General features: G+C 60.1%; 26 protein-coding genes. 17 read left to right on the forward strand and 9 right to left on the reverse strand.

The window, feature by feature from the left end; all coding sequences use genetic code 11:
- Positions 1-211 precede the first annotated feature (211 nt).
- Both A8O26_RS13290 and A8O26_RS13295 read right to left on the reverse strand, forming a co-directional pair.
- Complete coding sequence (locus tag A8O26_RS13290; protein WP_064118435.1) at positions 212-1,705, reverse strand: CoA-acylating methylmalonate-semialdehyde dehydrogenase; 1,494 nt, start codon at positions 1,703-1,705, stop codon at positions 212-214.
- 76 nt (positions 1,706-1,781) lie between these two features.
- Positions 1,782-3,131, reverse strand: a complete 1,350-nt coding sequence (locus A8O26_RS13295) for an aspartate aminotransferase family protein (RefSeq protein WP_064118436.1) — start codon at positions 3,129-3,131, stop codon at positions 1,782-1,784.
- 138 nt (positions 3,132-3,269) lie between these two features.
- On the opposite strand from A8O26_RS13295, the gene A8O26_RS13300 reads away from it, so the two are divergent.
- The 7 genes from A8O26_RS13300 (at position 3,270) to A8O26_RS13330 (ending at position 11,160) form a co-directional block, all read left to right on the forward strand.
- Positions 3,270-4,190, forward strand: coding sequence for a LysR family transcriptional regulator (locus A8O26_RS13300; protein WP_064118437.1), 921 nt, complete (start codon positions 3,270-3,272; stop codon positions 4,188-4,190).
- Positions 4,191-4,312: 122 nt separating this feature from the next.
- The gene (locus A8O26_RS13305; RefSeq protein WP_064118438.1) at positions 4,313-5,701 is read left to right on the forward strand and encodes a uracil-xanthine permease family protein; all 1,389 of its coding nucleotides are present in this window, start codon (positions 4,313-4,315) and stop codon (positions 5,699-5,701) included.
- Positions 5,702-5,789: 88 nt separating this feature from the next.
- Complete coding sequence (locus A8O26_RS13310) at positions 5,790-6,440, forward strand: TetR/AcrR family transcriptional regulator (RefSeq protein WP_038360732.1); 651 nt, start codon at positions 5,790-5,792, stop codon at positions 6,438-6,440.
- Between the two features lie 7 nt (positions 6,441-6,447).
- The gene (locus A8O26_RS13315; protein ID WP_064118439.1) at positions 6,448-7,029 is read left to right on the forward strand and encodes an IMPACT family protein; all 582 of its coding nucleotides are present in this window, start codon (positions 6,448-6,450) and stop codon (positions 7,027-7,029) included.
- Between the two features lie 537 nt (positions 7,030-7,566).
- Positions 7,567-9,114 carry an ABC transporter ATP-binding protein gene (locus tag A8O26_RS13320; protein ID WP_064118440.1) on the forward strand — a complete coding sequence of 516 codons (1,548 nt, stop codon included), beginning with the start codon at positions 7,567-7,569 and terminating at the stop codon, positions 9,112-9,114.
- Positions 9,115-9,127: 13 nt separating this feature from the next.
- Positions 9,128-10,234: an ABC transporter permease gene (locus tag A8O26_RS13325; RefSeq protein ID WP_064118441.1), complete on the forward strand. Its 1,107-nt coding sequence runs from the start codon at positions 9,128-9,130 to the stop codon at positions 10,232-10,234.
- Complete coding sequence (locus A8O26_RS13330; protein ID WP_064118442.1) at positions 10,234-11,160, forward strand: ABC transporter permease; 927 nt, start codon at positions 10,234-10,236, stop codon at positions 11,158-11,160. The genes A8O26_RS13325 and A8O26_RS13330 overlap by 1 nt, the downstream gene beginning before the upstream one ends.
- A gap of 60 nt (positions 11,161-11,220) precedes the next feature.
- On the opposite strand, the gene A8O26_RS13335 is transcribed toward A8O26_RS13330, so the two are convergent.
- The gene (locus A8O26_RS13335) at positions 11,221-11,637 is read right to left on the reverse strand and encodes a hypothetical protein (protein WP_064118458.1); all 417 of its coding nucleotides are present in this window, start codon (positions 11,635-11,637) and stop codon (positions 11,221-11,223) included.
- An 83-nt stretch (positions 11,638-11,720) separates the two neighbouring features.
- Between A8O26_RS13335 and A8O26_RS13340 the strand changes: the two genes are divergently transcribed.
- The 3 genes from A8O26_RS13340 (at position 11,721) to A8O26_RS13355 (ending at position 14,394) form a co-directional block, all read left to right on the forward strand.
- Positions 11,721-12,071 carry a MerR family transcriptional regulator gene (locus A8O26_RS13340; protein WP_064118443.1) on the forward strand — a complete coding sequence of 117 codons (351 nt, stop codon included), beginning with the start codon at positions 11,721-11,723 and terminating at the stop codon, positions 12,069-12,071.
- A 22-nt stretch (positions 12,072-12,093) separates the two neighbouring features.
- Positions 12,094-12,780 carry an SDR family oxidoreductase gene (locus tag A8O26_RS13345; protein ID WP_155740659.1) on the forward strand — a complete coding sequence of 229 codons (687 nt, stop codon included), beginning with the start codon at positions 12,094-12,096 and terminating at the stop codon, positions 12,778-12,780.
- Between the two features lie 255 nt (positions 12,781-13,035).
- A complete protein-coding gene (locus tag A8O26_RS13355; RefSeq protein ID WP_064118446.1) occupies positions 13,036-14,394 on the forward strand; it encodes an 8-oxoguanine deaminase in 1,359 nt (452 codons plus the stop codon).
- Positions 14,395-14,517: 123 nt separating this feature from the next.
- On the opposite strand, the gene A8O26_RS13360 is transcribed toward A8O26_RS13355, so the two are convergent.
- Positions 14,518-15,609 carry a calcium:proton antiporter gene (locus A8O26_RS13360; protein WP_064118447.1) on the reverse strand — a complete coding sequence of 364 codons (1,092 nt, stop codon included), beginning with the start codon at positions 15,607-15,609 and terminating at the stop codon, positions 14,518-14,520.
- 287 nt (positions 15,610-15,896) lie between these two features.
- On the opposite strand from A8O26_RS13360, the gene A8O26_RS13365 reads away from it, so the two are divergent.
- The 3 genes from A8O26_RS13365 (at position 15,897) to A8O26_RS13375 (ending at position 19,115) form a co-directional block, all read left to right on the forward strand.
- Positions 15,897-16,970, forward strand: a complete 1,074-nt coding sequence (locus A8O26_RS13365; RefSeq protein ID WP_064118448.1) for a BMP family ABC transporter substrate-binding protein — start codon at positions 15,897-15,899, stop codon at positions 16,968-16,970.
- Positions 16,971-17,115: 145 nt separating this feature from the next.
- Complete coding sequence (locus tag A8O26_RS13370) at positions 17,116-18,081, forward strand: 2-oxoglutarate and iron-dependent oxygenase domain-containing protein (RefSeq protein ID WP_064118449.1); 966 nt, start codon at positions 17,116-17,118, stop codon at positions 18,079-18,081.
- An 80-nt stretch (positions 18,082-18,161) separates the two neighbouring features.
- Positions 18,162-19,115 (forward strand): adenosine deaminase, encoded by a 954-nt coding sequence (locus tag A8O26_RS13375; RefSeq protein WP_008082147.1) that lies wholly within the window; start codon positions 18,162-18,164, stop codon positions 19,113-19,115.
- 109 nt (positions 19,116-19,224) lie between these two features.
- Here the strand turns inward: A8O26_RS13375 and A8O26_RS13380 are convergent, their stop codons facing one another.
- The 3 genes from A8O26_RS13380 to A8O26_RS13390 form a co-directional block, all read right to left on the reverse strand.
- Positions 19,225-20,604, reverse strand: a complete 1,380-nt coding sequence (locus A8O26_RS13380) for an MFS transporter (protein WP_064118450.1) — start codon at positions 20,602-20,604, stop codon at positions 19,225-19,227.
- 126 nt (positions 20,605-20,730) lie between these two features.
- A complete protein-coding gene (locus tag A8O26_RS13385) occupies positions 20,731-21,465 on the reverse strand; it encodes an ArsR/SmtB family transcription factor (RefSeq protein ID WP_064118451.1) in 735 nt (244 codons plus the stop codon).
- A gap of 317 nt (positions 21,466-21,782) precedes the next feature.
- Positions 21,783-22,712, reverse strand: coding sequence for a LysR family transcriptional regulator (locus tag A8O26_RS13390; protein WP_064118452.1), 930 nt, complete (start codon positions 22,710-22,712; stop codon positions 21,783-21,785).
- A 119-nt stretch (positions 22,713-22,831) separates the two neighbouring features.
- Between A8O26_RS13390 and A8O26_RS13395 the strand changes: the two genes are divergently transcribed.
- The 3 genes from A8O26_RS13395 (at position 22,832) to A8O26_RS29955 (ending at position 24,504) form a co-directional block, all read left to right on the forward strand.
- Positions 22,832-23,125: a putative quinol monooxygenase gene (locus A8O26_RS13395; RefSeq protein WP_064118453.1), complete on the forward strand. Its 294-nt coding sequence runs from the start codon at positions 22,832-22,834 to the stop codon at positions 23,123-23,125.
- A 32-nt stretch (positions 23,126-23,157) separates the two neighbouring features.
- Positions 23,158-24,171 carry a zinc-binding alcohol dehydrogenase family protein gene (locus A8O26_RS13400; protein WP_064118454.1) on the forward strand — a complete coding sequence of 338 codons (1,014 nt, stop codon included), beginning with the start codon at positions 23,158-23,160 and terminating at the stop codon, positions 24,169-24,171.
- Between the two features lie 159 nt (positions 24,172-24,330).
- Positions 24,331-24,504 (forward strand): hypothetical protein, encoded by a 174-nt coding sequence (locus tag A8O26_RS29955; RefSeq protein WP_172828159.1) that lies wholly within the window; start codon positions 24,331-24,333, stop codon positions 24,502-24,504.
- 6 nt (positions 24,505-24,510) lie between these two features.
- Here A8O26_RS29955 and A8O26_RS13405 read toward each other — a convergent pair whose 3' ends face one another.
- The gene (locus tag A8O26_RS13405) at positions 24,511-25,713 is read right to left on the reverse strand and encodes a multidrug effflux MFS transporter (protein ID WP_064118455.1); all 1,203 of its coding nucleotides are present in this window, start codon (positions 25,711-25,713) and stop codon (positions 24,511-24,513) included.
- Between the two features lie 122 nt (positions 25,714-25,835).
- Positions 25,836-26,033: a cation transporter gene (locus A8O26_RS13410; RefSeq protein ID WP_064118456.1), complete on the reverse strand. Its 198-nt coding sequence runs from the start codon at positions 26,031-26,033 to the stop codon at positions 25,836-25,838.
- A 148-nt stretch (positions 26,034-26,181) separates the two neighbouring features.
- Between A8O26_RS13410 and A8O26_RS13415 the strand changes: the two genes are divergently transcribed.
- On the forward strand, positions 26,182-26,565 hold the full coding sequence (locus A8O26_RS13415) for a hypothetical protein (RefSeq protein WP_064118457.1): 384 nt from the start codon (positions 26,182-26,184) through the stop codon (positions 26,563-26,565).
- The last annotated feature ends 91 nt before the right edge of the window (positions 26,566-26,656 follow it).

A 26,656-nucleotide genomic window follows, 5' to 3' on the forward strand; every position in this document is an offset into this window, starting at 1 on the left:
GCTTCGATGAACTGAAGCAACTTGCTGCCAAAACCTGCATAACTCATTGAATATCAAGGAGTTTTCCGTTTCGACTGCGCCGGAAGTGGGGCGAATTATAGACATCTGAAATCTGCCGTCAACACCTATTTTCATAATTCTGTCACATCGGTCAAAAAACCCCGAAAACACGAAGGCCGACCTCAATGAGGTCGGCCTTCTGCCCTTCTACTTACAAGCTAGGAAAGGCGAACTGCGAAGCCTCATGGCTGGCACGCTGCGGCCAGCGCTGAGTGATCGCCTTGCGACGGGTATAGAAGCGCACACCGTCCGGACCATAAGCGTGCAGGTCGCCAAACAGCGAACGCTTCCAGCCGCCGAAGCTGTGGTAAGCCACCGGCACCGGCAGCGGCACGTTGACGCCAACCATGCCGACTTCGATCTCGTCGCAGAACAGACGCGCCGCTTCACCGTCACGGGTGAAGATGCAGGTGCCGTTGCCGTATTCGTGATCGTTGATCAGTTGCATCGCCTCTTCCAGGCTGTTCACGCGGACGATGCACAATACCGGGCCGAAGATCTCTTCTTTATAGATGCGCATTTCCGGGGTGACGTTGTCGAACAGGCAGCCACCGAGGAAGAAGCCTTCTTCATGACCGGCCACGCTGAAACCACGACCGTCGACCACCAGGGTCGCGCCCGCCGCCACGCCGTCATCAACATAGCCGCTGACCTTGTCGCGCGCCTGACCGGTTACCAGTGGGCCCATGTCCAGACCGCACGAAGTGCCGGCACCAATTTTCAGCGCCTTGATCTGTGGTACCAGTTTCGCTACCAATGCGTCCGCCACCTGGTCGCCCACACACACGGCAACCGAAATCGCCATGCAGCGCTCGCCGCACGAACCGTACGCGGCCCCCATCAGTGCGCTGACTGCGTTGTCCAGATCGGCATCCGGCATCAACACCGCATGGTTCTTCGCGCCGCCCAGTGCCTGCACGCGTTTGCCGCGCTTGGTGCCTTCGGCATAGATGTACTCGGCAATCGGCGTCGAGCCGACGAAGCTCAGCGCTTTGACTTCCGGCGCTTCGATCAGCGCGTCAACCGCAGTCTTGTCACCGTGCACCACGCTCATCACGCCCTTCGGCAAACCGGCTTCGAGTAGCAACTGAGCGATCAGCAGTGTCGAGCTTGGGTCACGCTCGGACGGCTTGAGGATAAAGCAGTTGCCGCAGACGATCGCCAGTGGGTACATCCACAGCGGCACCATGGCCGGGAAGTTGAACGGGGTGATACCGGCGACAATGCCCAGCGGCTGGAAGTCCGACCATGCATCGATGTTCGGGCCGACGTTGCGGCTGTACTCGCCCTTGAGGATTTCTGGCGCTGCGCAGGCAAACTCGACGTTCTCGATACCGCGCTTCAATTCACCGGCAGCGTCCTCCAGGGTCTTGCCGTGCTCTTCGCTGATCAGTTGCGAGATACGCGCCTCGTTCTGCTCCAGCAATTGCTTGAAGCGGAACATCACCTGGGCACGTTTGGCCGGCGGCGTGTTGCGCCAGGCCGGGAACGCAGCCTTGGCGGCATCGATGGCTTTCTGGATGGTTGCCTGGCTCGCCAGTGGCAACTTGTGGATAGCCTGACCGGTGGACGGGTTGAACACATCAACCGCGCGACCGTTCTCGGTCACCAGTTCGCCATTGATCAAATGCGGGATAACGCTCATCGAAAACTCCTGAATTCTTGTGCGCAGACGCCCACAAGGAGCGCCTGCTATTTGCATAGCTATATAGAAGGAAAAATCAGTCGAGCTTGTTCAGCACTTCGCCGACCGCGTCGAACAGACGATCAAGGTCTTGCGGCTTGCTGTTGAAGGTTGGGCCGAACTGCAGGGTGTCGCCGCCGAAGCGCACGTAGAACCCGGCTTTCCACAGGGCCATGCCCGCTTCGAACGGGCGCACGATGGCGTCACCGTCACGCGGGGCAATCTGAATGGCACCGGCCAGGCCGAAGTTACGGATGTCGATAACGTTCTTCGAACCTTTCAGACCGTGGAGCGCGTTTTCAAAATGCGGCGCAACTTCAGCGACGCTCTGCACCAGGCTTTCCTTTTGCAGCAGGTCGAGTGCTGCCAGGCCAGCGGCGCACGCCACCGGGTGCGCCGAATAGGTGTAACCATGCGGGAATTCCACGGCGTATTCCGGCGTCGGCTGGTTCATGAAGGTCTGATAGATCTCGGAGCTGGCAATCACCGCGCCCATCGGGATCGCGCCGTTGGTGACTTGCTTGGCGATGCACATCAGGTCCGGGGTGACGCCAAAGGTGTCGGCGCCGAACATGTTGCCGGTACGGCCGAAACCGGTGATCACTTCGTCGAACACCAACAGGATGTTGTGCTGATCGCAGATCTCGCGCAGACGCTTCAGGTAACCCTGTGGCGGCACCAGTACGCCAGCGGAACCGGCCATTGGTTCAACGAATACCGCAGCAATGTTCGAAGCATCGTGCAACTCGATCAGCTTCAGCAGTTCATCGGCCAAAGCGATACCGCCCTGCTCCGGCATGCCACGGGAGAACGCATTGCTCGCCAGCAGCGTGTGCGGCAAGTGATCGACATCCATCATCGCCTGACCGAACAGTTTGCGGTTGCCATTGACGCCGCCGAGGCTGGTGCCGGCGATGTTCACGCCGTGGTAACCACGGGCACGGCCAATCATTTTGGTTTTGGTCGCCTGACCTTTCAGGCGCCAGTAGGCACGGACCATTTTCACCGCAGTGTCAGCGCACTCGGAACCCGAGTCAGTGAAGAACACGTGGTTGAGGTTGCCCGGGGTCAGCTCGGTGATTTTCTCGGCCAGTTGGAACGACAGCGGATGGCCATACTGGAAGCCCGGCGAGTAATCGAGGGTGCCCAACTGCTTGGAGACCGCTTCCTGAATTTCCTTGCGGGTGTGGCCAGCGCCGCAGGTCCACAGACCGGACAGCGAGTCGTATACCCGGCGGCCTTTGTCGTCGATCAGCCAGCTGCCTTCAGCGCCAACGATCAGACGCGGATCGCGCTGGAAGTTACGGTTGGCGGTGTACGGCATCCAGTGCGCGTCCAGCTTCAGTTGGCTGGCCAGTGGCGACGGCGCGTTTTCAGGCATGTTCATCGGGCAAAACCTCGCAGGGCATAAGCGTCAGGGAGATAAAAAGCGTTGTTGCAGCTAAATTGCCACGGCGATAAAGTCGGTGAAATTCAACTCTTCTAACCTTCAGTTAGAACTTTGCTAAACAATGAGAACAATAAGATGAGCAGCCGCCGCGCCGATCCGCTGGCCCAGGTCAGTGACTTTGATATTCGCCTGCTGCGGATTTTTCGCAGCGTGGTGGAATGCGGTGGTTTCTCGGCGGCGGAAACCGTGCTCGGCATCGGTCGCTCGGCGATCAGCCAACAGATGAGCGATCTGGAGCAGCGCCTCGGTTTGCGTCTGTGCCAGCGTGGTCGCGCCGGGTTTTCACTGACCGAAGAAGGTCGCGAGGTGTATCAGTCGGCGCTACAACTATTAAGTGCGCTGGAAAGCTTCCGCACTGAGGTCAACGGCCTGCACCAGCATTTGCGCGGTGAGCTGATCATCGGGCTGACCGACAACCTCGTCACCCTGCCCCACATGCGCATCACCCACGCCCTCGCCCAGTTGAAGGAGCGCGGCCCGGATGTGCAGATCCAGATCCGCATGATTGCGCCGAATGAAGTCGAGCAAGGCGTACTTGATGGACGCCTGCATGTCGGCGTGGTGCCACAGGCCAGTGCGTTGTCGGGACTGGAATATCAGCCGCTGTACAGCGAGCGTTCGCTACTTTACTGCGCGGTGGGCCATCCGCTGTTTTATGTCGATGACAAGCAACTGGATGACGAGCGCCTGAACAGCCAGGACGCGATTGCGCCGACGTTTCGTTTACCGGCGGATATTCAGGCGCACTACCAGGCGCTCAATTGCACGGCCAGTGCTTCTGACCGTGAGGGCATGGCGTTTTTGATTTTGACCGGACGCTACATCGGTTACCTGCCGGATCACTACGCCAGTCTGTGGGTGCAACAAGGACGCTTGCGTGCGCTGAAAGCCAAAACGCGTTTCTATGACCTGAGCCTCGCATCGGTCACGCGCAAGGGTCGCCGCCCTCATTTGGTGCTGGAAAGCTTTCTCGAAAGCCTCGCGGCGACGCGCTGAAATACGCTTCAAGGCCCAGCAGCATTGGTCCTTAACGACAAAATTGGTGAATAACCTGAGCAAGTGGACAGCTTTTTGCAACACAGGATCAACCCCGATCCTTCAACAAGAAGTCTTAAGCCATGCAGCCAGATTCCGCACCGTCCAGCGACCTGATCTACGGCCTCAACGACCGCCCCAAACCACTCGCCGCCACCCTTGCCGCGCTGCAACACGTGCTTGCCAGTTTTGTCGGCATCATTACCCCGCCGCTGGTGATCGGTTCGGCCCTCGGGCTGACCGCGTATCTGCCGTACCTGATCAGCATGGCGTTGATGGTCTCGGGGGTCGGCACCTTTATTCAGGCGCGGCGGCCGTTCGGGATTGGCGCGGGGATGATCTGTTTACAGGGCACCAGTTTCGCCTTTCTCGGCGCGGTGCTGTCGGCCGGATTTCTGGTCAAGCAACGTGGCGGCAGCCCGGAAGACATTCTCGCGATGATCTTCGGCGTGTGTTTTTTCGGCGCGATCGTGCAGATCGTCCTTAGCCGTTTCATCGGTCAATTACGCCGCGTCGTTACGCCGCTGGTAACCGGGATCGTTATCACCCTGATCGGCATCAGTCTGATCAAGGTCGGCATCACTGATCTCGGCGGTGGTTTCAATGCAGCGGACTTCGGCGCGCCAGGCAATCTGGCGCTGGGCGTGTTTGTGTTGCTGACGATCATTCTGCTCAACCGCTCGAACACGCCTTGGGTGCGTCTGTCGGCGATCATCATCGGTTTGCTGCTCGGCAGTCTGGCCGCGTGGTTCAGTGGGAAACTGGTGCCGCAGCCGTTGCCTGATTTGCCGCTGGTAAGTTTTCCCACGCCCTTCAAGTTCGGATTCAGCTTCGACTGGACGGCTTTCCTGCCCGTCGCGCTGATTTATCTGATCAGCACCATCGAAACCGTCGGCGACCTCACGGCCAATTGCATGCTCGCGCGCCAACCGATCAGCGGCCCTTCTTATATAAGTCGCCTGCGCGGTGGCGTGCTCGGTGATGGTGTGAGCTGCATGATCGCCGCGACCTTCAGCGCTTTCCCCAACACCACGTTTGCGCAGAACAACGGCGTGATCCAGCTGACCGGCGTCGCCAGCCGCTACGTTGGTTTGTACATCGGCGCGATCCTGTTTTGTCTCGGCCTCTTTCCGATGATCGGCGCGGTGCTGCAACAGATTCCGAAACCGGTACTCGGCGGCGCGACCCTGGTGATGTTCGGTGCGGTGGCCGCTGCCGGCGTGCGTATCCTCGCGCAGTCGCCGCTGGATCGACGCAGCATGTTGATCATCGCCACGTCGTTCGGCGTCGGCCTGGGCATCGCCGCGCAACCGAACCTGCTGCACCTGCTGCCGAAACTGGTGCAAAACCTGTTCGACTCGGCAATCACCAGCGGTGGCCTGACCGCAATCATCCTCTGCCTGTTGCTGCCGGAGTCGAAAACCGAAGCCACTGAAGCACACGCGCCGCTGAACAAGATCGAACAGGCGTAACGGTTTTATCGCGCAAGGACTTGTCGGATCTCTGTGGGTGCGCTATCAACGCAACTGGTTGCACCCACAGACAAACCCGGAAGTGCCTATGACCTTTGAAGTCCCTGCCCATGGCGGCAAACCCGCCAGCCGCATTCGTCAGAAGAACGAAGAGACCATCCTCAAAGCCGCCGAAGACGAGTTCGCCCGTCACGGGTACAAAGGCACCAGCATGAACACCATCGCGCAGAATGCCGGGTTGCCCAAGGCGAACCTGCATTACTACTTCACCAACAAACTCGGTTTGTACGTGGCGGTGCTGAGCAACATCATCGAGTTGTGGGACAGCACCTTTAATACCCTCACCGCCGAGGACGATCCGGCCGAAGCGCTGACCCGCTACATCCGCGCCAAGATGGAATTCTCCCGTCGCCAGCCGCAGGCCTCGCGGATCTTTGCGATGGAAGTCATCAGCGGCGGCGAATGCCTCAGCGAATATTTCAATCAGGATTACCGCGCCTGGTTCACCGGCCGTGCGGCGGTGTTTCAGGCATGGATCGATGCGGGCAAAATGGACCCCGTCGATCCGGTGCACCTGATCTTCCTGTTGTGGGGCAGCACCCAGCATTACGCCGACTTCGCTACGCAGATCTGTCGCGTCAGCGGTCGCAGCAAGCTGACCAAACAGGACATGGAAGACGCCGGCAACAACCTGATCCGCATCATCCTCAAAGGCTGCGGCCTCACTCCTCCTCTATAAGACGTTTATGCCTTTCACCCTCAGCGGTTTTTGCGAGTACCGCGAAGAGATTCGCAAAAGCCGCTTTATTACCTTCGCCGCGCCGATCGGCAGCCCTGCCGAGGCCCAGGTGTTCTTCGAACAGCACAGTGACTTGAATGCCTCGCACAACTGCTGGGCGTGGAAACTCGGCGATCAATATCGCAGCAATGACGACGGCGAGCCGGGCGGCACGGCTGGACGACCGATTCTGGCGGCGATTGAAGCGCAGGATTGCGACCAGGTCGCGGTGCTGGTGATTCGTTGGTACGGCGGCATTCAACTCGGTACTGGCGGTTTGGCCCGGGCGTATGGCGGGGGCGCGAACAAGTGCCTGCAAACGGCGGCCAAGCTTGAGTTGATCAGCCGGGTGCCATTGAGTTGCGCTTGCGGGTTTGCCGAGTTGGCGTTGGTGAAGTTGCGCGTAGCCGATCTCGGTGGCTTGGTAGTGGCGGAAAACTTCACCGCAAACGGCGTCGAATTGCAGTTGGCGGTAGGCGCTGCGCAGATCGATTTGCTGCAAAGTCAGTTGGCCGATTTGAGCCGTGGGCGGATTTTGCTCCAGCGCTGAGGCGTTGCGATCTTTTAGGGCATCACTCGATTGGCTTATTCCCGCGAGTTGCCCACATCTGCTGTGCACCCGACTGTGGATAACCTGAGCACATAACGCTGCAACCCTTCTGTCACGTGGCTTTGCGCGGTTTGTTCACTTTTCGTTCAATTCACCCGACGAAACGTAAAATTCAAACAGAAACAATCAGTTAGCGACGTTTAGCACCATTAGAAGAAAGCACCACAGTGCTTATGCCCGGCGTTTCGGCTTGCACACAATAACTGTGGAGCAACCTGTGGATAAGCCGTTCATGACCGCCGCAGTCGCAGATTCTGCCTAGCTCCCACGCGGTTGCTCGTTTTTTGATCAGTTGCCGACGGGCAAAACTGGAGCCCGATCAAAGGCTTTGCTCTGATTTGGTGCCGGGCCCGCGCGTGATCAGTAACGTGATGCTCTGCAGCACGCGTCCACACACGCAGCCCACTCGGGTTCCTGACTCAATGGCCAGGAAATTGCTTTATCCACAGGCACAACTCCAAGCAAGTCGAGCCTGTCATGCCAATCGCTCCCGTAATCCCGCGCCTGCAACTGCGCCACATCAGCAAAAGCTACCCCGGTTGTCTGGCCAATGACGCCATCGACCTGAGCATCGCACCCGGGGAAATCCATGCCCTGCTCGGCGAAAACGGCGCGGGCAAAAGCACGCTGATGAAGATCATCTACGGCGTCACTCAGGCCGATGCCGGGGAAGTGCTCTGGCAAGGTCAACGGGTCAGTATCCGTAACCCGGCGCAGGCGCGACAGTTGGGCATCGGTATGGTGTTCCAGCATTTCTCGCTGTTCGAAACCCTCAGCGTCGCGCAGAACATCGCACTGGCGATGGGCGCAAAGGCTGGCACGCCGAAACAACTGGCACCGAAGATTCGCGAAGTGTCGCGCCGTTATGGCATGGCGCTGGAGCCGGAGCGACTTGTCCACAGCCTGTCGATTGGCGAACGTCAACGCGTGGAAATTATTCGCTGCCTGATGCAAGACATCCGTCTGCTGATTCTCGACGAACCGACGTCGGTGCTGACGCCGCAAGAGGCCGACGAATTGTTTATCACTCTGCGCCGACTCGCCGTCGAGGGCTGCAGCATTCTATTCATCAGCCATAAGCTCGGTGAAGTACGGGCGCTGTGTCACAGCGCGACAGTTTTGCGCGGCGGCCGCGTGGCCGGGCATTGCGTGCCGGCCGAATGCTCGGATCAGCAGTTGGCGCAGTTGATGGTTGGCGAAGCGGCGGCGCTGATCGGTGACTATCCGAAGGTCAGCGGCGGCGCGGCGTTTTTGCAGGTGAAGGGCTTGAGCTGGCACAACCCGGATCCATTTGGTTGCTCGCTGACTGACATTGATGTGCAGGTGCGCAGCGGTGAAATCGTCGGCATCGCCGGCGTTGCCGGTAATGGTCAGGATGAGTTGCTCGCCCTGCTCAGCGGCGAACAGACCTTGCCTGGGGCCGAAGCCGCAACCATCCGGTTTGCTGAGCAGCCCGTTGCTGACCTACGCCCGGATGCGCGACGCAAACTCGGCTTGGCGTTCGTGCCTGCGGAGCGTCTCGGTCACGGCGCGGTGCCGGAGTTGAGTCTGGCGGACAACGCCCTGCTCAGCGCTTTCCAGCAAGGCTTGGTCAGCCACGGTTTGATCGAACGCGGCAAAGTCGAAGCCCTCGCCCAACAGATCATTCAGCGCTTCGGCGTGAAAACCCCGGACACGCAAACCGCTGCGCGCAGTTTGTCCGGCGGCAATCTGCAGAAATTCATCCTCGGCCGGGAAATCCTTCAGCAACCGAAACTGCTGATCGCTGCGCACCCGACCTGGGGCGTCGACGTCGGTGCTGCCGCGACCATTCACCGTGCGTTAATCGCGTTGCGCGATGCCGGCGCGGCGATCCTGGTGATTTCCGAAGACCTCGACGAACTCTTCCAGATCAGCGACCGCCTCGGCGCCTTGTGCGGTGGACGTCTGTCAGCACTGCACAACACCGGCGATACACAGCTCAGCGACGTCGGCGGCTGGATGGCCGGCCAGTTCGACAACCCACCTTCTGCCGCCACGGTTTAACGGAGTTTTACTCATGCTGCTTTCCCTCGAACCCCGTGGCCAGCAATCGCGTGTGATGCTGTGGTGCTCGCCGTTACTGGCGGCGGCGCTGACACTTGGCTGCGGCTCGCTGCTGTTTATCGCCCTCGGCCACGACCCGCTGCAAACCTTGCACACGCTGCTGATTGCACCGGTCAGCGATATGTATGGCGTCTCCGAATTGCTGGTCAAAGCGTTGCCGATTCTGCTTTGCGCTTTGGGTCTGGCGGTGGCGTATCAGGCGCGGATCTGGAACATCGGCGCAGAGGGGCAATTGCTTCTCGGCGCGCTGGCCGGCAGTGCGTTGGCGGTGAACATCATCGACATGCAAAGCCGTTGGGCGCTGGTGTTGATTCTGCTGACTGGCACCCTCGCCGGGGCGGCGTGGGCCGGGCTCACCGCATGGTTGCGCACGCGCTTCAACGCCAACGAAATCCTCACCAGCATCATGCTCAATTACATCGCGTTGAACCTGCTGCTGTTCTGTGTGCACGGGCCGTTGAAGGATCCGGCCGGGTTCAACTTTCCCGAATCGGCGATGTTCGGTGACGCCAGCCGTTTGCCGCTGTTGATGGAGGATGGTCGTGTGCACGCCGGGGTATATTTCGCCCTGCTCGCGCTGGTTGCGGTGTGGGTGTTGCTGCAGAAAAGTTTTGTCGGTTTCCAGATCAAAGTGCTTGGGCTGGACAAGCGTGCGGCGGGGTTTGTCGGTTTTCGCGAGAAGCGTTTGATCTGGCTGGCACTATTGATCAGCGGCGGCTTGGCCGGGCTCGCCGGTGTCTGCGAAGTCACCGGGCCGATTGGCCAGTTGGTGCCGCAGGTGTCCCCGGGTTATGGGTATGCAGCGATCACCGTGGCATTTCTCGGGCGCCTCAATCCGATCGGGATTTTGTTCTCAAGCCTGCTGATGGCGCTGCTGTACATCGGTGGCGAGAGCGCGCAAATGACGATGAATCTGCCGCAGGCGATCACCCAGTTGTTCCAGGGAATGATGCTGTTTTTCCTGCTCGCCTGTGACGTGCTGATTCTCTATCGGCCACGCCTGAACCTGCGCTGGGTGAAGCGCACGTCGACCACTGCCGTAACCGCCGGAGCGCTGTGATGGATATCGACCTGTTGAGTAATATTTTCTACGCCATGGTGCGTTGCGGCACACCGCTGTTGCTGGTGGCGCTGGGTGAATTGATCTGCGAAAAGAGCGGCGTGCTCAACCTCGGGCAGGAAGGGATGATGCTGTTTGGCGCGGTGATCGGTTTTATCGTCGCGCTGAACAGCGGCAACCTGTGGCTGGGCGTATTGCTGGCGATGTTGGCCGGGATGCTGTTGTCGTCGCTGTTTGCGCTGGTGGCGCTGGTGTTCAACGCCAATCAGGTGGCGACCGGGCTGGCGCTGACGATTTTTGGTGTCGGGCTGTCGACGTTTGTCGGCGCGGCCTGGGTCGGGAAACCGCTGGCCGGTTTTGAGCCGTTGGCGATTCCTTATTTGAGTGAGATTCCGTTGATTGGGCGGATGTTGTTCGCGCAGGATTTGCTGGTGTACCTGTCGTTCGCACTGTTTGCGCTGGTGGCTTGGGTGATCATCAAAAGTCGTGTCGGGCTGATCATTCAAGCGGTCGGCGAGAACCCGGATGCGGCGAGTGCAATGGGGCTGCCGGTGTTGACCGTGCGTACGCTGGCGGTGCTGTTTGGCGGGGCGATGGCCGGGTTGGCCGGGGCTTATTTGTCGCTGGCGTATACGCCGATGTGGGCGGAAAACATGACCGCCGGGCGTGGCTGGATTGCCTTGGCGCTGGTGGTGTTTGCCAGTTGGCGGGTGTGGCGTTTGTTGCTCGGGGCTTATTTGTTTGGACTCGCCAGCATCCTGCATTTGGTGGCGCAGGGGTTGGGGCTGGCGATTCCGTCGAGTTTGCTGGCGATGCTGCCGTACGTGGCGACGATTGTGGTGTTGGTGCTGTTGTCGCGGGATGCGCTGCGGACGCGGTTGTATGCGCCGGTTTCGCTTGGGCAGCCTTGGCAGGCGGGGCATTAGTGCGGTGATTTCAATGGGCTCTTCGCGAGCAAGCTCGCTCCCACAGTTGACCGAGTTCACTCAGATCCCCTGTGGGAGCGAGCTTGCTCGCGAAGGCGTCCGCACAGGCAATACTTGAGCAACGCCCCACGCCAGTTCGAAGACCAGGAAAACCAACAATATCGAACTGGCGCCGTGCAGCAAGGCATACCCCTGCCAAGCCGCAAACAAAAACCGCGCCACAGCGTCATAGCGTCCATAAAGCGCCTGTGGATCACGAATCCGCAGCACCGCCCAAACACACACCAACGAACCCAACAAATTCGCCATCAACATATGCACAGGCTGAAACGCCGGCAGCTCACCCGGCAAATTCAGTGCGCTCAACAACCCGTGCACAAAAGCAAAACTCCACGGCGTGGCAAACGCTGCCGTGACGATCAAGTCATACCAGGCACTGCCGCGCACCACGTTGCGATACTGCGTTGAAGTCCACATCATCCATGCTCCAGAAATTCAGGGAGCAAGCACGGTAAAGCCTGGAGTATGCTCCAGGGTCAACAGCTGTTTTGAGAGCCCGCATGCGTATCGGTGAATTAGCCCAGGCCAGCGCCGTCAGCCGTGACACCCTGCGTTTCTATGAACAGCGCGGATTGATCGCGGCGCAACGCAGTGCCAACGGTTATCGCGACTATCCGCCGGAGATGGTGCAACTGGTGCTCTATATCAAAACCGCGCAGCGCCTGGGATTTACCCTCGGCGAGATCGGCGACAGCGTCGCGGCGCTGTGGAACGCACCCGATCCGGACAACGCCGTGGCGCAGTTGCTGCGCGACAAACTGCAACTGATCGAAACCCGCATGCGCGAACTCGACACGCTGCGGCAGGAGTTGCAACTTCGCCTCGGTCAGGCCTGTCCATTGAATCCATGATCCTCATTCATCAAGGAAGCCCATCATGTCTGCCAAACACGCACTGATCATCGGCGCCTCCCGGGGCCTGGGCCTCGGTCTGGTGCAAACCCTGCTGGCCGACGGCTGGCAAGTCACCGCCACCGTGCGCAATCCTGCCAATGCTCAAGCTCTGGAAGCATTGGGCAAGGTGCGAATCGAGAAGCTCGACATGGATGACCAGCAAGCGGTCATCGCGTTGAGCCAACAGCTCAAAGGCGAAACCTTCGACCTGCTGTTCGTCAACGCCGGGGTCAAAGGCCCGGCTGACCAGACCCCGGGCGGCGCGACACTGGCTGAGGTCGGTCAGCTGTTTTTCACCAACGCGGTGGCGCCGATCAATCTGGCCCAGCGTTTTGCCGGGCAGATTCGTGACGGCAGCGGCGTGCTCGCGTTCATGAGTTCCGGGCTGGGCAGCGTGACGGTGCCGGACGCACCTGAGTTGGCGTTGTACAAAGCGAGCAAGGCTGCGCTGAATTCGATGACCAACAGCTTTGTCACGCAATTGGGCGAGCAGAAGCTGACGGTGTTGTCGCTGCACCCGGGTTGGGTGAAGACCGATATGGGCGGTGAAGGCGCGGACCTTGATGTCGAGACCAGCACTCGCGGGCTGGTCGATCAGGTGAACGCGTATACCGGCAAGGGTGGGCATCACTTCATCAACTACAAGGGTGAAACGATTCCCTGGTAAATACTGAAGATCCCTATGTGGGAGCGAGCCTGCTCGCGAATGCGGTGTGTCAGCTACAGATTTACCATCTGATACGGCGCCTTCGCGAGCAGGCTCGCTCCCACAAGGGTTGTGTGGTGAATGGTCGGGTTGGGCTTGCCCGATGCGGCGTTTTGTTTGACACTGCGCACCTCGTCCCCGCGGCGACCCTGGATCAGCAGACAGGGCATCACTGAGCTGGCAACCCTGAACCCCATTTTCAGAGGAGCCGGCAACATGCCCGCGACCCGTACCTGGTTAAAAAATCCCCTCGCCATTTTCACCTCCAACGAGCTCGATGCCCGTGGCGGTCTTGTCGTGCAAGACGGCGTCATCGTCGAAGTGCTTGCCGCCGGCCAACAGCCGTCGGCGCCGTGCAATGAAGTCTTTGATGCCCGTGAATATGTGATCCTGCCGGGCCTGATCAACACTCACCATCACTTCTATCAAACCCTGACTCGCGCCTGGGCGCCGGTGGTCAATCAGCCGTTGTTCCCGTGGCTGAAAACCCTGTACCCGGTGTGGGCGCGCCTGACCCCGGAGAAACTCGCCCTCGCCACCAAGGTCGCTTTGGCTGAGTTGTTGCTGTCCGGTTGCACCACCGCTGCCGACCACCACTACCTGTTCCCGGATGGCCTGGAAAACGCCATCGACGTGCAAGTCGAAACCGTCCGTGAACTGGGCATGCGTGCGATGCTCACTCGCGGATCGATGAGCCTCGGTGAGAAGGACGGCGGCCTGCCACCGCAGCAGACCGTGCAGGAAGGTCAGGTGATTCTCGACGACAGTCAGCGCCTGATTCACGAGTACCACGAGCGTGGCGACGGCGCGCAGATCCAGATCGCACTGGCGCCGTGCTCGCCGTTCTCGGTGACCCCGGAAATCATGTCGGCCAGCGCTGAACTGGCGAACAAGCTCGACGTGCGCCTGCACACTCACCTCGCCGAAACCCTCGATGAAGAGGATTTCTGCCTGCAGCGTTTCGGTCTGCGCACCGTCGATTATCTCGACAGCGTCGGCTGGCTCGGCCCGCGCACGTGGTTGGCGCACGGCATCCACTTCAACCCGGACGAAATCGCTCGCCTCGGTCAGGCTGGTACCGGTATCTGCCATTGCCCGAGTTCGAACATGCGTCTGGCCTCGGGCATTTGCCCGAGTATCGATCTGACTGACGCGGGTGCGCTGTTTGGTCTGGGCGTCGACGGTTCGGCGTCCAACGATGCCTCGAACATGATTCTGGAGGCGCGTCAGGCGCTGTACATCCAGCGGCTGCGTTATGGCGCCGAGAAGATCACCCCGGAACGCGTGCTGGGCTGGGCGACCAAGGGTTCGGCGAGCTTGTTGGGCCGTACCGATATTGGTGAGATTGCCGTGGGCAAGCAGGCGGATCTGGCGTTGTTCAAGCTCGATGAGCTGCGCTTCTCCGGCAGCCATGATCCGATTTCGGCGCTGCTGTTGTGCGGTGCCGATCGTGCGGATCGGGTGATGATTGGTGGCAAGTGGCGTGTGGTGGATGGCCAGGTTGAAGGCCTGGATTTGAAAGGCTTGATCGCCGATCACAGCCAGGCGGCGCGCCAGTTGATCGCAGGTACCTGATCCGATCACCAATCCCTGTGGGAGCGAGCTTGCTCGCGAAGGCGTCGTGTCAGTCAGTACTTGAGTTGACTGATACTCCGCTTTCGCGAGCAAGCTCGCTCCCACAGTTGTTTTGCGTCGGGTTCAGAGGCCCAGCAGGGACAGCATGATGAAGGTCGCAAACAACACAAAGTGGGTCATGCCTTCGATGGCATTGGTCTCACCGTCATTGAGGTTGATCGCGCTGACGATCAACGTCAGAAAGATCATTACCGTCTGCACCGGTGTCATTGCCATTTGAAACGGCTGACCGGTGTACAGCGCCATCGCTTCCATCACCGGCACCGTCAGAATCACCGTCGACAGTGACGCGCCCATCGCAATGTTCACCACCGACTGCATACGGTTGGCCAACGCCGCGCGCAACGCGGTCAGAATCTCCGGCGCTGCGGAAATCGCTGCCACCAGAATCGCCGTGATCACCGGCGGAGCGCCCGTGCCTTCCAGGCCCAGATCGAGGGTCTTCGACATCACCTCGGCCAATGCGCCGATCACCACCACACCGAACACCAGAATGCCGATCGACAACGCCAGGCTGACCGGCTTCGGCTCCTGTTCGACCGGTTCTTTCTTGCGGCGTTTGTCCGGGTAGCTGTAGCTGAAAAAGTAACTGTGCGGGCCGACCTGCATGCGCAGAAACAGCGCGTAAAGCACCACCATCGCACCGATGGTGAACGCCGAATAAATCTTCCAGTTGGCCTCGGGAATAAACTCCGGCACCACCATCGACACGCCCATGGCGGTGAGGATCATCACGCTGTAGCTGCGCGCCGAATCGTCGTTGTAGGACTGCTCGCCATGCTTGATCCCGCCCATCAGCGCGGCGAGGCCGAGGATGCCGTTGATGTCGAGCATTACCGCTGAATAGATCGTGTCGCGCACCAGCGTCGCCGAGGCTTCGTTGCTCATCATGATCGCGAGGATCACCACTTCCACCAGCACGGCGGCGAGGGTGAGGATCATCGTGCCGTACGGGTCGCCGACTTTTTCCGCGAGCAGTTCGGCCTGATGAGCGACGCGCATCGAGGCGGCGACGATGAAGGCGATCAGCACCAGGCCGCCGATCAGCGCGACGATCTGGCCGCTGTGCAGCAGCCAGTGTTCCAGCGGATAGGCGACGCACGCGGCGATGACGGCCAATAGCAGAAAGCTTTCTTGCTTGAGGATCGAGAACATGGCGGGCCTTTTTGCCGAAGAGTGCGAATGAGCTACTGACTGCGGGGCGGCGCTAACGTTTCGTTACACCTTAGCGCACCAACCAATAGCAGCTGGTTTCAGGCATGCACTTTTATCGGCCCTGCCGGCCCCTTCGCGAGCAAGCTCGCTCCCACAGGTGAACGCATTTCAATGTGGGAGCGAGCTTGCTCGCGAAGGCCGCGCCTCGGTTTCGGATTGTTTGTTGTCCTGTTGGTCAGCAATTTGCATTGGCCCTGACCACACACAACAAAATGGAGTTCGAGTTCATGCAAATACGTCCGCTGCACAAACTGCTGTGCGCCGCCCTCGGCCTGGGGATCAGTCTGAGCGCCAGCGCTGCCGATCCGCTGAAGGTCGGTTTCGTCTACATCGGTCCGATCGGTGACCACGGCTGGACGTATCAGCATGAGCAGGGGCGCAAGGCTCTCGCCGAGAAACTCGGCACTCAGATCACCACCAACTACGTGGAAAACGTCGCTGAAGGCGCCGACGCCGAGCGGGTCATCCGCAACATGGCCAAGGACAACTACGACCTGATCTTCACCACCTCCTTCGGCTACATGAACCCGACGCTGAAAGTCGCCAAGCAATTTCCCAAGGTGACCTTCGAACACGCCACCGGCTACAAACAGGACAAGAATCTCGGCACCTATCTGGCGCGCACTTACGAGGGTCGCTACGTCGGCGGTTTCCTCGCGGCGAAGATGACCAAGACCAAAAAGATCGGTTACGTCGCTTCGTTCCCGATCCCCGAGGTAATCCGCGACATCAACGCGATTCAACTGGCGCTGAACAAGTACAACCCCGGCACCGAGATCAAAGTGGTGTGGGTCAACTCGTGGTTTGATCCAGGCAAGGAAGCCGATGCCGCCAACGCGCTGATCGATCAGGGCGTCGACGTGGTGTTCCAGCACACCGACAGCCCGGCACCGATTCAAGCCGCCGAGCGTCGAGGGGTATACGCGGTGGGTTACGCGTCGGACATGGCGCATTTCGGCCCGAAAGCAGTGCTGACTTCAATCGTCAACGACTGGGCGCCGCACTATATTCAGGCGACGCAAAGCGTGATCGACCATAGATGGAAGTCGCAGGATTATTGGGGCGGGCTGAAGGAAGGCACGGTTGAATTGCCGATCAGCGATCTGGTGCCAGCGCCGGTGAAAGCCGAGGCCGAGCAGCTCATTGCCGACATCAAGAGCGGTGCATTGCAGCCATTTACCGGGCCGATCAAGGATCAGGCCGGCGTGGAGAAAATCCCCGCAGGCGTGAGCGCGACGAATGCAGAGCTGGCGTCGATGAACTATTACGTTGAAGGCATGAAGGCTGAGATGCCGAAGTAAATCTCCGATTCACCACACAAAACCCTGTGGGAGCGAGCCTGCTCGCGAAAGCGCTGTGTCACTAAACAAAAATGTTGTCTGACACGCCCTCTTCGCGAGCAGGCTCGCTCCCACATTGGAAACTCAGCGTATTCAAGGATTGTGTATGGATCAGCTTCCGATCATCGATATCAGCCCGCTCTATTCCGACGACGAAAACGCCTGGCCTGCCGTGGCTGAACAAATCGACCACGCCTGCCGCGAGTGGGGCTTTTTCTATATCAAGGGTCACCCGATTTCGGCGCAACGCATCGACGCGGTGCTCGATCAGACTCAGCGTTTTTTTGCCCTGCCCGCAGCAGAAAAACTCAAGATCGACATCACCCAGACCCGCCATCATCGCGGCTACGGCGCCATCGCCACCGAGCAACTCGACCCGAGTAAACCCAGCGACCTCAAAGAAACCTTCGACATGGGCCTGCACCTGCCGGCCGAGCATCCGGACGTGCTCGCAGAAAAACCGTTGCGCGGGCCGAACCGTCATCCCGCGCAAGCAGGATGGGCTGAATTGATGGAACAGCATTACCTCGACATGCAAGCCCTCGCGCAAACCCTGCTGCGCGCGATGACCATTGCGCTGAACATCGAACGCGATTTCTTCGACAGCCGCTTCGTTGATCCGGTCAGCGTCCTGCGCATGATCCATTACCCACCGCGCCATACCGCCAGTTCCGCCGAGCAGCAAGGCGCCGGTGCGCACACCGACTACGGCTGCATCACCCTGCTCTACCAAGACAGCGCCGGCGGCTTGCAGGTCAAGAATGTGCAGGGCGAATGGATCGACGCGCCGCCCATCGACGGCACCTTCGTGGTCAACCTCGGCGACATGATGGCGCGCTGGAGCAACGACCGTTATCGCTCGACCCCGCACCGGGTGATCAGCCCGCTCGGGGTGGATCGCTATTCGATGCCGTTCTTCGCCGAGCCGCACCCGGACACGCGCATCGAATGCCTGCCCGGTTGTCAGGACGCAGAGCATCCGGCGAAATATCCGACGACCACGTGCGCCGAATTCCTGCTGTCGCGCTTCGCCGATACCTACGCTTATCGCCGTGAGCAGGAAGCCGTTTGATCGATCGCTTGGTCAGGTTTTGCCAATTGTTTCGGCGCGCATCTGTAGAATGCCGTCATTGCACCTGATGAGAAAAGAATATGTACGACTGGCTCAACGCCTTGCCCAAGGCTGAACTGCACCTGCATCTGGAAGGCTCGCTGGAGCCCGAGCTGCTGTTCGCCCTGGCCGAGCGCAACAAGATCGCCCTGCCGTGGAACGACGTGGAAACCCTGCGCAAGGCCTACGCCTTCAACAACCTGCAGGAGTTTCTCGACCTGTATTACCAGGGCGCCGACGTGTTGCGCACCTCGCAGGATTTCTACGACCTGACCTGGGCTTACCTGCTGCGCTGCAAAGCACAGAACGTGATTCACACCGAACCGTTCTTCGACCCGCAGACCCACACCGACCGCGGTATCCCCTTCGAAGTGGTGCTCAACGGTATCGCGGCGGCGCTGAAAGATGGCGAGCAGCAACTGGGCATCACCAGCGGTTTGATCCTCAGCTTCCTGCGCCACTTGAGCGAAGAAGAAGCCGAGAAAACCCTCGATCAGGCGCTGCCGTTCCGTGACGCGTTCGTCGCTGTCGGTCTGGACAGTTCCGAGATGGGTCACCCGCCGAGCAAGTTCCAGCGCGTGTTCGATCGTGCCCGCCACGAAGGCTTCCTGACCGTGGCCCACGCTGGCGAAGAAGGCCCGCCGGAGTACATCTGGGAAGCCATCGACCTGCTGAAAATCCAGCGCATCGACCATGGCGTGCGCGCCATCGAAGACGAGCGTCTGATGCAGCGGATCATCGATGAGCAGATCCCGCTGACCGTGTGCCCGTTATCGAACACCAAACTCTGCGTGTTCGATCATATGTCGCAGCACAACATCCTCGACATGCTCGAGCGTGGCGTGAAGGTCACGGTGAACTCCGATGACCCGGCGTATTTCGGCGGTTACGTGACCGAGAACTTCTATGCGCTGCATGAGCATCTGGGCATGACCCAGGATCAGGCCAAACGCCTGGCGCAGAACAGCCTCGATGCGCGCCTGGTAAAACCATAAGCAACAGCGAATAACCATTGTGGGAGCGAGCCTGCTCGCGAAGAGGGAGTGTCAGTTAACATTGTCGTTTAATGACACTCCGCTTTCGCGAGCAGGCTCGCTCCCACATTTACATCTGTGTCGACTCAGTCAGTTCCTCAAGGGTTTTCCCCCGCGTCTCCATCCCGAACAACCACACCACCCCTGCCGCAATCGCAAAGCACGCCGCGCCCAGCGCGAACACCCCGCCCTGCCCGGTAATCGGGAACACCAGCCCGGTCACCAATGGCCCGAGCAACGAACCCACGCGACCAATGGCCGAGGCAAACCCCGAGCCCGTCGCCCGTGCGGACGTTGGATAGAGCTCCGGCGTGTAGGTGTAGAGCACCGCCCACATGCCAAACAGGAAAAACTGCATCAACAACCCGGTGCCGATCAGCAGTGCCACGTTGCCACCGAACACCGCGCTTTGTCCGTAGAGAAACGCCATCACCCCGCCGCCGAGCAACGTGACGATGCACACCGGTTTACGCCCCCAGCGTTCGACCAGCCACGCGGCCATCAAAAACCCGGGAATCCCGCCCAGGGAAATCAGCACGGTGTAATACACCGACTGGGTGACGGCGAACCCCGACTGCTGCAGCAATGCACTGAGCCACGACGTCAGCCCATAAAACCCCAGCAACGCAAAAAACCACAGGCTCCAGATCATCGTCGTGCGCTGGCGATACTGTGGCGACCAGATCTGCTGGAGCGCCGAGAAGAAAGTGCCCGGTGCCGTAACCGTGCGCGGCAAGCGAATCGGCTCCGGCAGCCGCGCACCACCCAGCGAGGCGCGCACCCGCGTTTCGATCCCGCTCAAGACCTTGTCCGCCGCTTCATGCTTGCCGGCCTGCTCCAGCCAGCGCGGTGATTCGGGAATGAAAAAACGGATCGCCAGAACAAACACCGCCGGCACGGCCAACACCAGAAAGATGTCGCGCCAGCCAATCAGCGGCAGCAAGAAATACGACAGCACCCCGGCGGCGACAAACCCCAGCGGCCAGAAGCCGTCCATCAACGCGATGTAGCGCCCGCGCCGTTGCGCCGGAATCAGCTCCGACAACATCGACTGGGCAATCGGAAACTCCATGCCCATGCCGATCCCCAGCAGGATGCGGAACAACGTAAGCATTTCGACGGTTTGCGCCGTCGAGCACAGGTAACTGGCGACACCCCACAACACGATGCTCCACTGGAACACCGGTTTGCGTCCGAACCGGTCGGCGAGCAGGCCCGACAGCGATGCGCCCACGACCATGCCGAAAAAGCTCGAACTGGCGAGCAAGCCTGCCTGCGCACTGCTCAGGCCGAATTCGGCTTTGATCGAGCCGAGCAGGAACGTCATCATCGCCAGGTCCATGGAGTCGAAGAAAAACGCCAGGGCAATGATGATGAAAATGATTCGGTGATAACCGCTCAGCGGCAAGCGTTCCAGACGTTCTGCCGCGCTGAAGCCTTGAATACCCATGTCGAACTCCCCCTCCGAAAATTCCCCGGATCGAGTGTGCGCGATGGTGATTCAGAGGTCGTACTGGATGCGACCTGTTCGCAGTCGTAGACGACGCCGTGAGTCCTGACGTCGTACACGAATGCTCTAAAACGCCATTTCCAGCTCGGTTTCCTGAGCGAACCGTTGCAATTCGCGCTGCCCGGTGGCGGTCAATTGCAGCGCTCTCGAGTCGTTGGGCAAGGTCAGCCACCCCGATTGCATGAACAACTGCAGCAACGCCGCGCCGAGGGAGCCGCCCATGTGTGGACGTCTCTCGCTCCAGTCCGGGCAGGCGCAGGCCACCTGAACATTGCGATGAGCCAGTGCCTGGATGTAGACCCCGCGAGTGGCCAACTGCTGCGCACCTTTGTGGGTAACCACCACGCGCTGTTCGAGTTGCTCGATCCAGCCGGCATCGAGCAGTCGCTGATACAGATCAGCCGCCAGGGTGCCGCCCAGATGGTCATCGCAAAAACGTGCGCGTAACAGCGAAGAAGGCGCTGCCTGCGGTTTGACCATGGGCGTGGTGCGCTTGAACACTTCGGCCACTTCACGCGGCGCACTGGCGATGGTGGCGCTGGCCAACGCCTCGATGGCTGCGCCGACCTCCGGTGCCGAGAGCCGGAAAAAGCGTTTGCGACCACGGACTTCGACCTTCAACAGACCGCCAGCGGACAGCCGTGCCAGATGCGCGCTCGCCGATGACGGCGATAACCCTGCCAGCAACGCCAGCTCCTCGGATTGGCGGGCCGAGCCATCCATCAGTGCCCACATCATCGCGCTGCGCTTGGGATCGGCCAGTAATGTGGCGATCTGGCTGATGCAAGGTGCATGTTCCATGTATTCACTCCCTGTGGAATCGTATCGTCTACTGCTCGCAGACATCTTGACCAGTAACGGGGCATCGGCCAAGGCGCGCAAAATGCCATGAACCGCAGCAAGGCAGGCCATTGACACAACACGCTTGGGCATCGAACCCGCCGCCGCGGCGCGGCCATGATTTAAACAGCGGCCGGTCGGTATGTCGGCGTCCGGGCCGAGCTTCGCGTACTGGTATGAGGCGGGCGCTAGTATAAGCGGGATGGACGCCGCGTCCTGCGCCGGGGCCTGCACGGGTGGTGATTGTTCCTGACAGAAATTTCTCTATTTACCTGCGACTAATGATCAACTCTCGGGAAAGCGGGAAATTGACTACTCAGTTCAGCGCATCGGCTGGCGAGCATTTCCCTCAACAGGTTCACCGGCTTACTCAATTGGGCGCGATGGGCGCACAACAAATTCAGTGGAGCACGCTCACACAGCAGTTCCGGAAGCAACACTTTGAGGCGTCCGGCCAGCACATCGGCGCCCACGTCCAGCCAGGATTTGTAGGCAATGCCTGCCCCGGCCACTGCCCATAAACGCACCACGTCGGCGTCATCGCTGAAACGGTCGCCGCTGACGGTCAGGCCGACCTCACGTTTGCCGTCATGAAAACTCCAATGGTCGTGCACTCGGCTGCCGAGCATGTACAGCAAGCAATTGTGCTGGGCCAGTTGTTCGAGTTGGCGCGGCTCGCCATGCCGCGCCAGATAAACCGGCGATGCACACAGCACGCGACGGTTATCCGCGGCGATCGGCAAGGCGACCAGGCTGGAGTCTTCCGGCTCGCCGTAGCGCAACGCGATGTCGACCGGCTGGCGGAACAGGTCGGCGATCCGGTCACCGAGCAACAGACGCACCGTCAGCTTCGGATGCTCACGCTGAAACTCATCGAGCCACGGCAGCAACAGGTTGCGACCGAAATCCGAGGGCGCCGACAGTTGCAACACCCCACTGACCTGATCCTGCCCGCTGGCCAGCAAGCGCCGGCCCTCGTCGAGATTGCTCAGCGCCGCGCGCGCATATTCAAGGAAGCCTTCGCCCTCGGCGGTCAGGCGCAGGCTACGCGTCGAACGTGCCAACAGGCGTGCGCCAAGTTGCTGCTCGATCCGCTTCAACGCCGCACTGGCGACGGCGGCGGACATGTCCATGACCCGCGCCGCCGCCGACAGACTGCCCAGATCCGTCGCCCGGACAAACAACTGCAAGTCATCGAAACGCAGCATTCTCAGCCTCGATTATCAAAAAAATATTGAAAGAGACTGCTCTTTTAGCCGGTTTTATCTCGCAGAGAAATAGCCAATCATCGCTCCATCGAATTCATCCCGCTTCTCTGGAGCCGAGCATGTCCCAGCCCTTCACTGCCATCGCCACCCTGATCGCCAAACCCGGCCAGCAAGATTTACTCGAACAAGGCCTGCGCGCACTGGTGGAACCCAGTCGTGCCGAAACTGGCTGCAGCCAGTACGACCTGCACCGCGATCTGGCCGACCCGCAAGTTTTCTATGTGATCGAACACTGGGCCAGCGAGGAAGTTCTGCAGGCCCACAACGCCAGCGCGCACTTTGAGAATTTTCAGGCCACTGCCGGCCACACCATCGAACACTTCCAGCTCAAGCGCCTCGGCGCGATTGCCTGATTCCTTCTTCTATTACCTGTACGGAGCCACTCATGAAAGCCATTGCCTATTACGCCTCCCTGCCGATCAGCGACGCCAACGCCCTGCAAGACATCGAACTGCCAGAGCCGATCGCCGGCCCGCGCGACTTGCTGGTGGAGGTCAAAGCCATCTCGGTCAACCCGGTCGACACCAAAGTGCGGCAGAACGTGGCCCCGGAAAACGGCGCAGCGAAAGTGCTGGGTTGGGACGTCGCCGGTGTGGTCAAGGCTGTTGGCAGCGAAGTGACGTTGTTCAAGGCCGGCGACAAGGTCTTCTACGCCGGCTCCATCGCCCGTGCCGGCAGCAACAGTGAGCTGCACGTGGTTGATGAGCGCATCGTCGGCCATATGCCAAAAACCCTGGGCTTCGCCGAAGCCGCCGCCCTGCCGCTGACCGCGATTACTGCGTGGGAACTGCTGTTCGAGCGTCTGCAAATCCGCGAAGGCAAAAGCGCTGAAGGCCAGAGCTTGCTGATTGTCGGCGCGGCAGGGGGTGTGGGTTCGATTCTGACGCAACTGGCCAAGCAATTGACCGGCCTGAACGTCATCGGCACCGCGTCCCGCGAGCAGACCCGTGACTGGGTCAAAGAACTGGGCGCCGATCTGGTGATCGACCACAGCCAGCCGCTGAGCGAAGAGCTCAAGCGCGCCGGGATCGACAACGTGACCCACGTCGCCAGCCTGACCCAGACCGATCAGCACCTGGATCAACTGGTCGAAGCCCTGGCACCGCAAGGCAAACTGGCGCTGATCGATGATCCGAAGTCGTTGGACATCAGCAAACTCAAGCGCAAGAGCCTGTCGCTGCACTGGGAGTTCATGTACACCCGTTCGCTGTTCGAGACGCCGGACATGATCGAACAGCACAAACTGCTCAACCGCGTGGCCGAGCTGATCGATGCCGGGACATTGAAAACCACGGTCGGCGAGCACTTCGGCACGATCAACGCGGCGAACCTGCGCCGCGCGCATGAACTGCTGGAGAGCGGCAAGGCCAAGGGGAAAATTGTTTTAGAAAGTTTCTAAAATTGCAGAGTCGCAGCCTTCGCCAGCGCTAGAGCGGTTGGCGCGGCTGCGATTTTTTTTGCCGTCAGTCCGATGCTTGATCGTTGTCATAATTGCGATCGTATTCAGGACTACAATCGAAGCCTCTGCGATACATCTTTTACGCAAGGGAGGTCAGCAATGAAGATCCTGATAAAAGAAGTGGCAAAGTCTCAATGGCAGGTTCGTCTGGACCAACACGCCGTGACATTCCGCAGTGAAGCCGAAGCACTGGCTTTCACCCGCACCCTCGAAGCGCGACTTTGCGCGCCTCATCAGATTCCCGACCGCAGCCAGCAACGCGTTGCCGGCTGAGTTTTTCTAGACTTGGGCTTGAGCTTGCGCCAACGCCCGGGCGTTTTGCAGACGACGGGTCAGCGTCGCAACGCTCACCACCAGCACACCGCAAAGACTGATGACGATCGCCATCGGTACAGCCGTGCCGTCGTGCAACACCCCTACCAACGCTGAAGCCCCGGCCGCGACGCTGAACTGCATGCAACCGAGCAACGCCGAAGCGCTGCCGGCGCGGCCGCCCTGCCCGTTCATCGCGCAAGCGGCGGCATTGGGGCTGATGCAGCCCAGGCTCGACACACAGATGAACAATGGAATCAGCAGCGGCCACAAGGATTCGGTGTGCAAAGCGCTGACCGCGAGCAGCGTCAACCCGGCCGCGAGATAGACCCAGACCGCCCGTGACAGCAGGAACGCCGGCCCGCGCTTGGCCAACAGCCGCGCATTGACCTGCGCCACGAGAATGAAGCCCGCCGCGTTGGTGCCGAACAGCCAGCCGAAATGCTCGGCCGGCACGCCATACAGCTTGATGAAAATGAACGGCGAACCGGCGATGTAGGCAAACATCCCGGCAATGGCGATGCCACCGGTCAGGGCATGCCCGAGGTAGACCCGATCCTTGAGCAGGCGACCGTACTGGCGCAATGCGCCGGACAGCGGTTGGCGCGGCATGTGCGCCGGCATACTTTCCGGCAGACCCAACGCCACGGCCAATCCGGCCAGCGCGCTGAACCCGGTCAGCACCAGAAAGATCGACTGCCAGCCTGTGGTGTTGACCAGCAGGCCGCCGAGCATCGGCGCCAGAATCGGTGCCAGGCCCATCACCAGCATCAGTTGCGAGAAGACTTTCGCCGAGCCCACTGCGTCGCATTTGTCGCTGACCACCGCGCGGGAAATCACCATCCCCGCGCAACCGCCCAACGCCTGGACGAAACGCGCGCCGATCAGCCATTCCAGATTCGGCGCATAAGCGCAGGCCAAAGATGCCAGGGTGAACAGCGTGAGCCCCACCAGCAACGGGATGCGTCGGCCAAAACGATCCGCCACAGGGCCGTAAAGTAACTGGCCGATCGACAGGCCGGCGAAATACGCCGCCAGTGTCATCTGCACGTGTTTCTCGTCGGTGCCGAACGCCAGCGCCATGGACGGAAATGCAGGTAAATAGAAATCGATCGCCAAGGGCCCGAAGGCGGTCAAGGCACCGAGAATCAGAATGGTACGGAAGTTCATCAGGCATCCAGGTTGGCAAGTCGGCAGCCCGACAGTCTAGCTGCGCATGGACGCCTTGAACATTCCGATAGCTCGCTAACAATCAAAAAACACCCATCACATGTGGCGAGGAAGGGGGCTTATCAGGCGAGTTTTACCGCATAGCCTTCTTCGCTGATGACCTCGATCACCTGCTCGGCGCTCAGCACACTTTCGACGCCAACCTCTTTCGCCGCCAGATCGACCCGCACGCTGGCCGCCGGATCTTTGGCCTGAACCGCGCTGGTGATGGCTTTGACGCAGTGACCGCAGGACATGCCTTGAACGTTGAACACTTGCATGGAATGACTCCTTTGAGTGAGGTTGCCGGCAGTTTCGAGCTTGCCACGATGGCAAGGTCAAGTTCTTCAATTAACTGCCGGGCTGGCATTCGGCGCCGCGCTCGGCCAAGCTGCGAACATTAATGACTTCAATTCAGGAGATTCAGCCATGCGCTGGTCAGCTTTCAGCCTGTTTGGCTTTCTCAGCCTCTTTGCCGCCATCCCTCAAGTGCAAGCCGCCGGCGAGGACTACGCGGTGCTGATTATTTCCCGCGAGCGCCTGGAGGTGTCGACCTCCTGCGAGATCGGCGTGTATATCCAGGACCAGCTCTCGGCGCGGCTGCTGCAGGAGCAGAGCATTTCCTTCAACTTGCCGCCGGGCACCGTCTCGCTGCGCTTGAAGTTGCTGCCGGGGCAAGTCGCTGGTTGCAACCCGGGGATGCTTGCGCCGGGTTCGCAGGAGATCAAATTGCATGCCGGGGATGTACTGAAGTATCGGTTGGCGATGAATTCGGAAGGTGTCTACCTGAAGCGCGCCGATCTCGAATATTAAGTAAATCCCACTTGTGGGAGCGAGCCTGCTCGCGAATACGGTGTGTCATTCAACGATGATGTTGACTGACCCGCCGCTTTCGCGAGCAGGC

Source organism: Pseudomonas fluorescens, from assembly GCF_001648775.1.
Taxonomy (GTDB): domain Bacteria; phylum Pseudomonadota; class Gammaproteobacteria; order Pseudomonadales; family Pseudomonadaceae; genus Aquipseudomonas; species Aquipseudomonas fluorescens_M.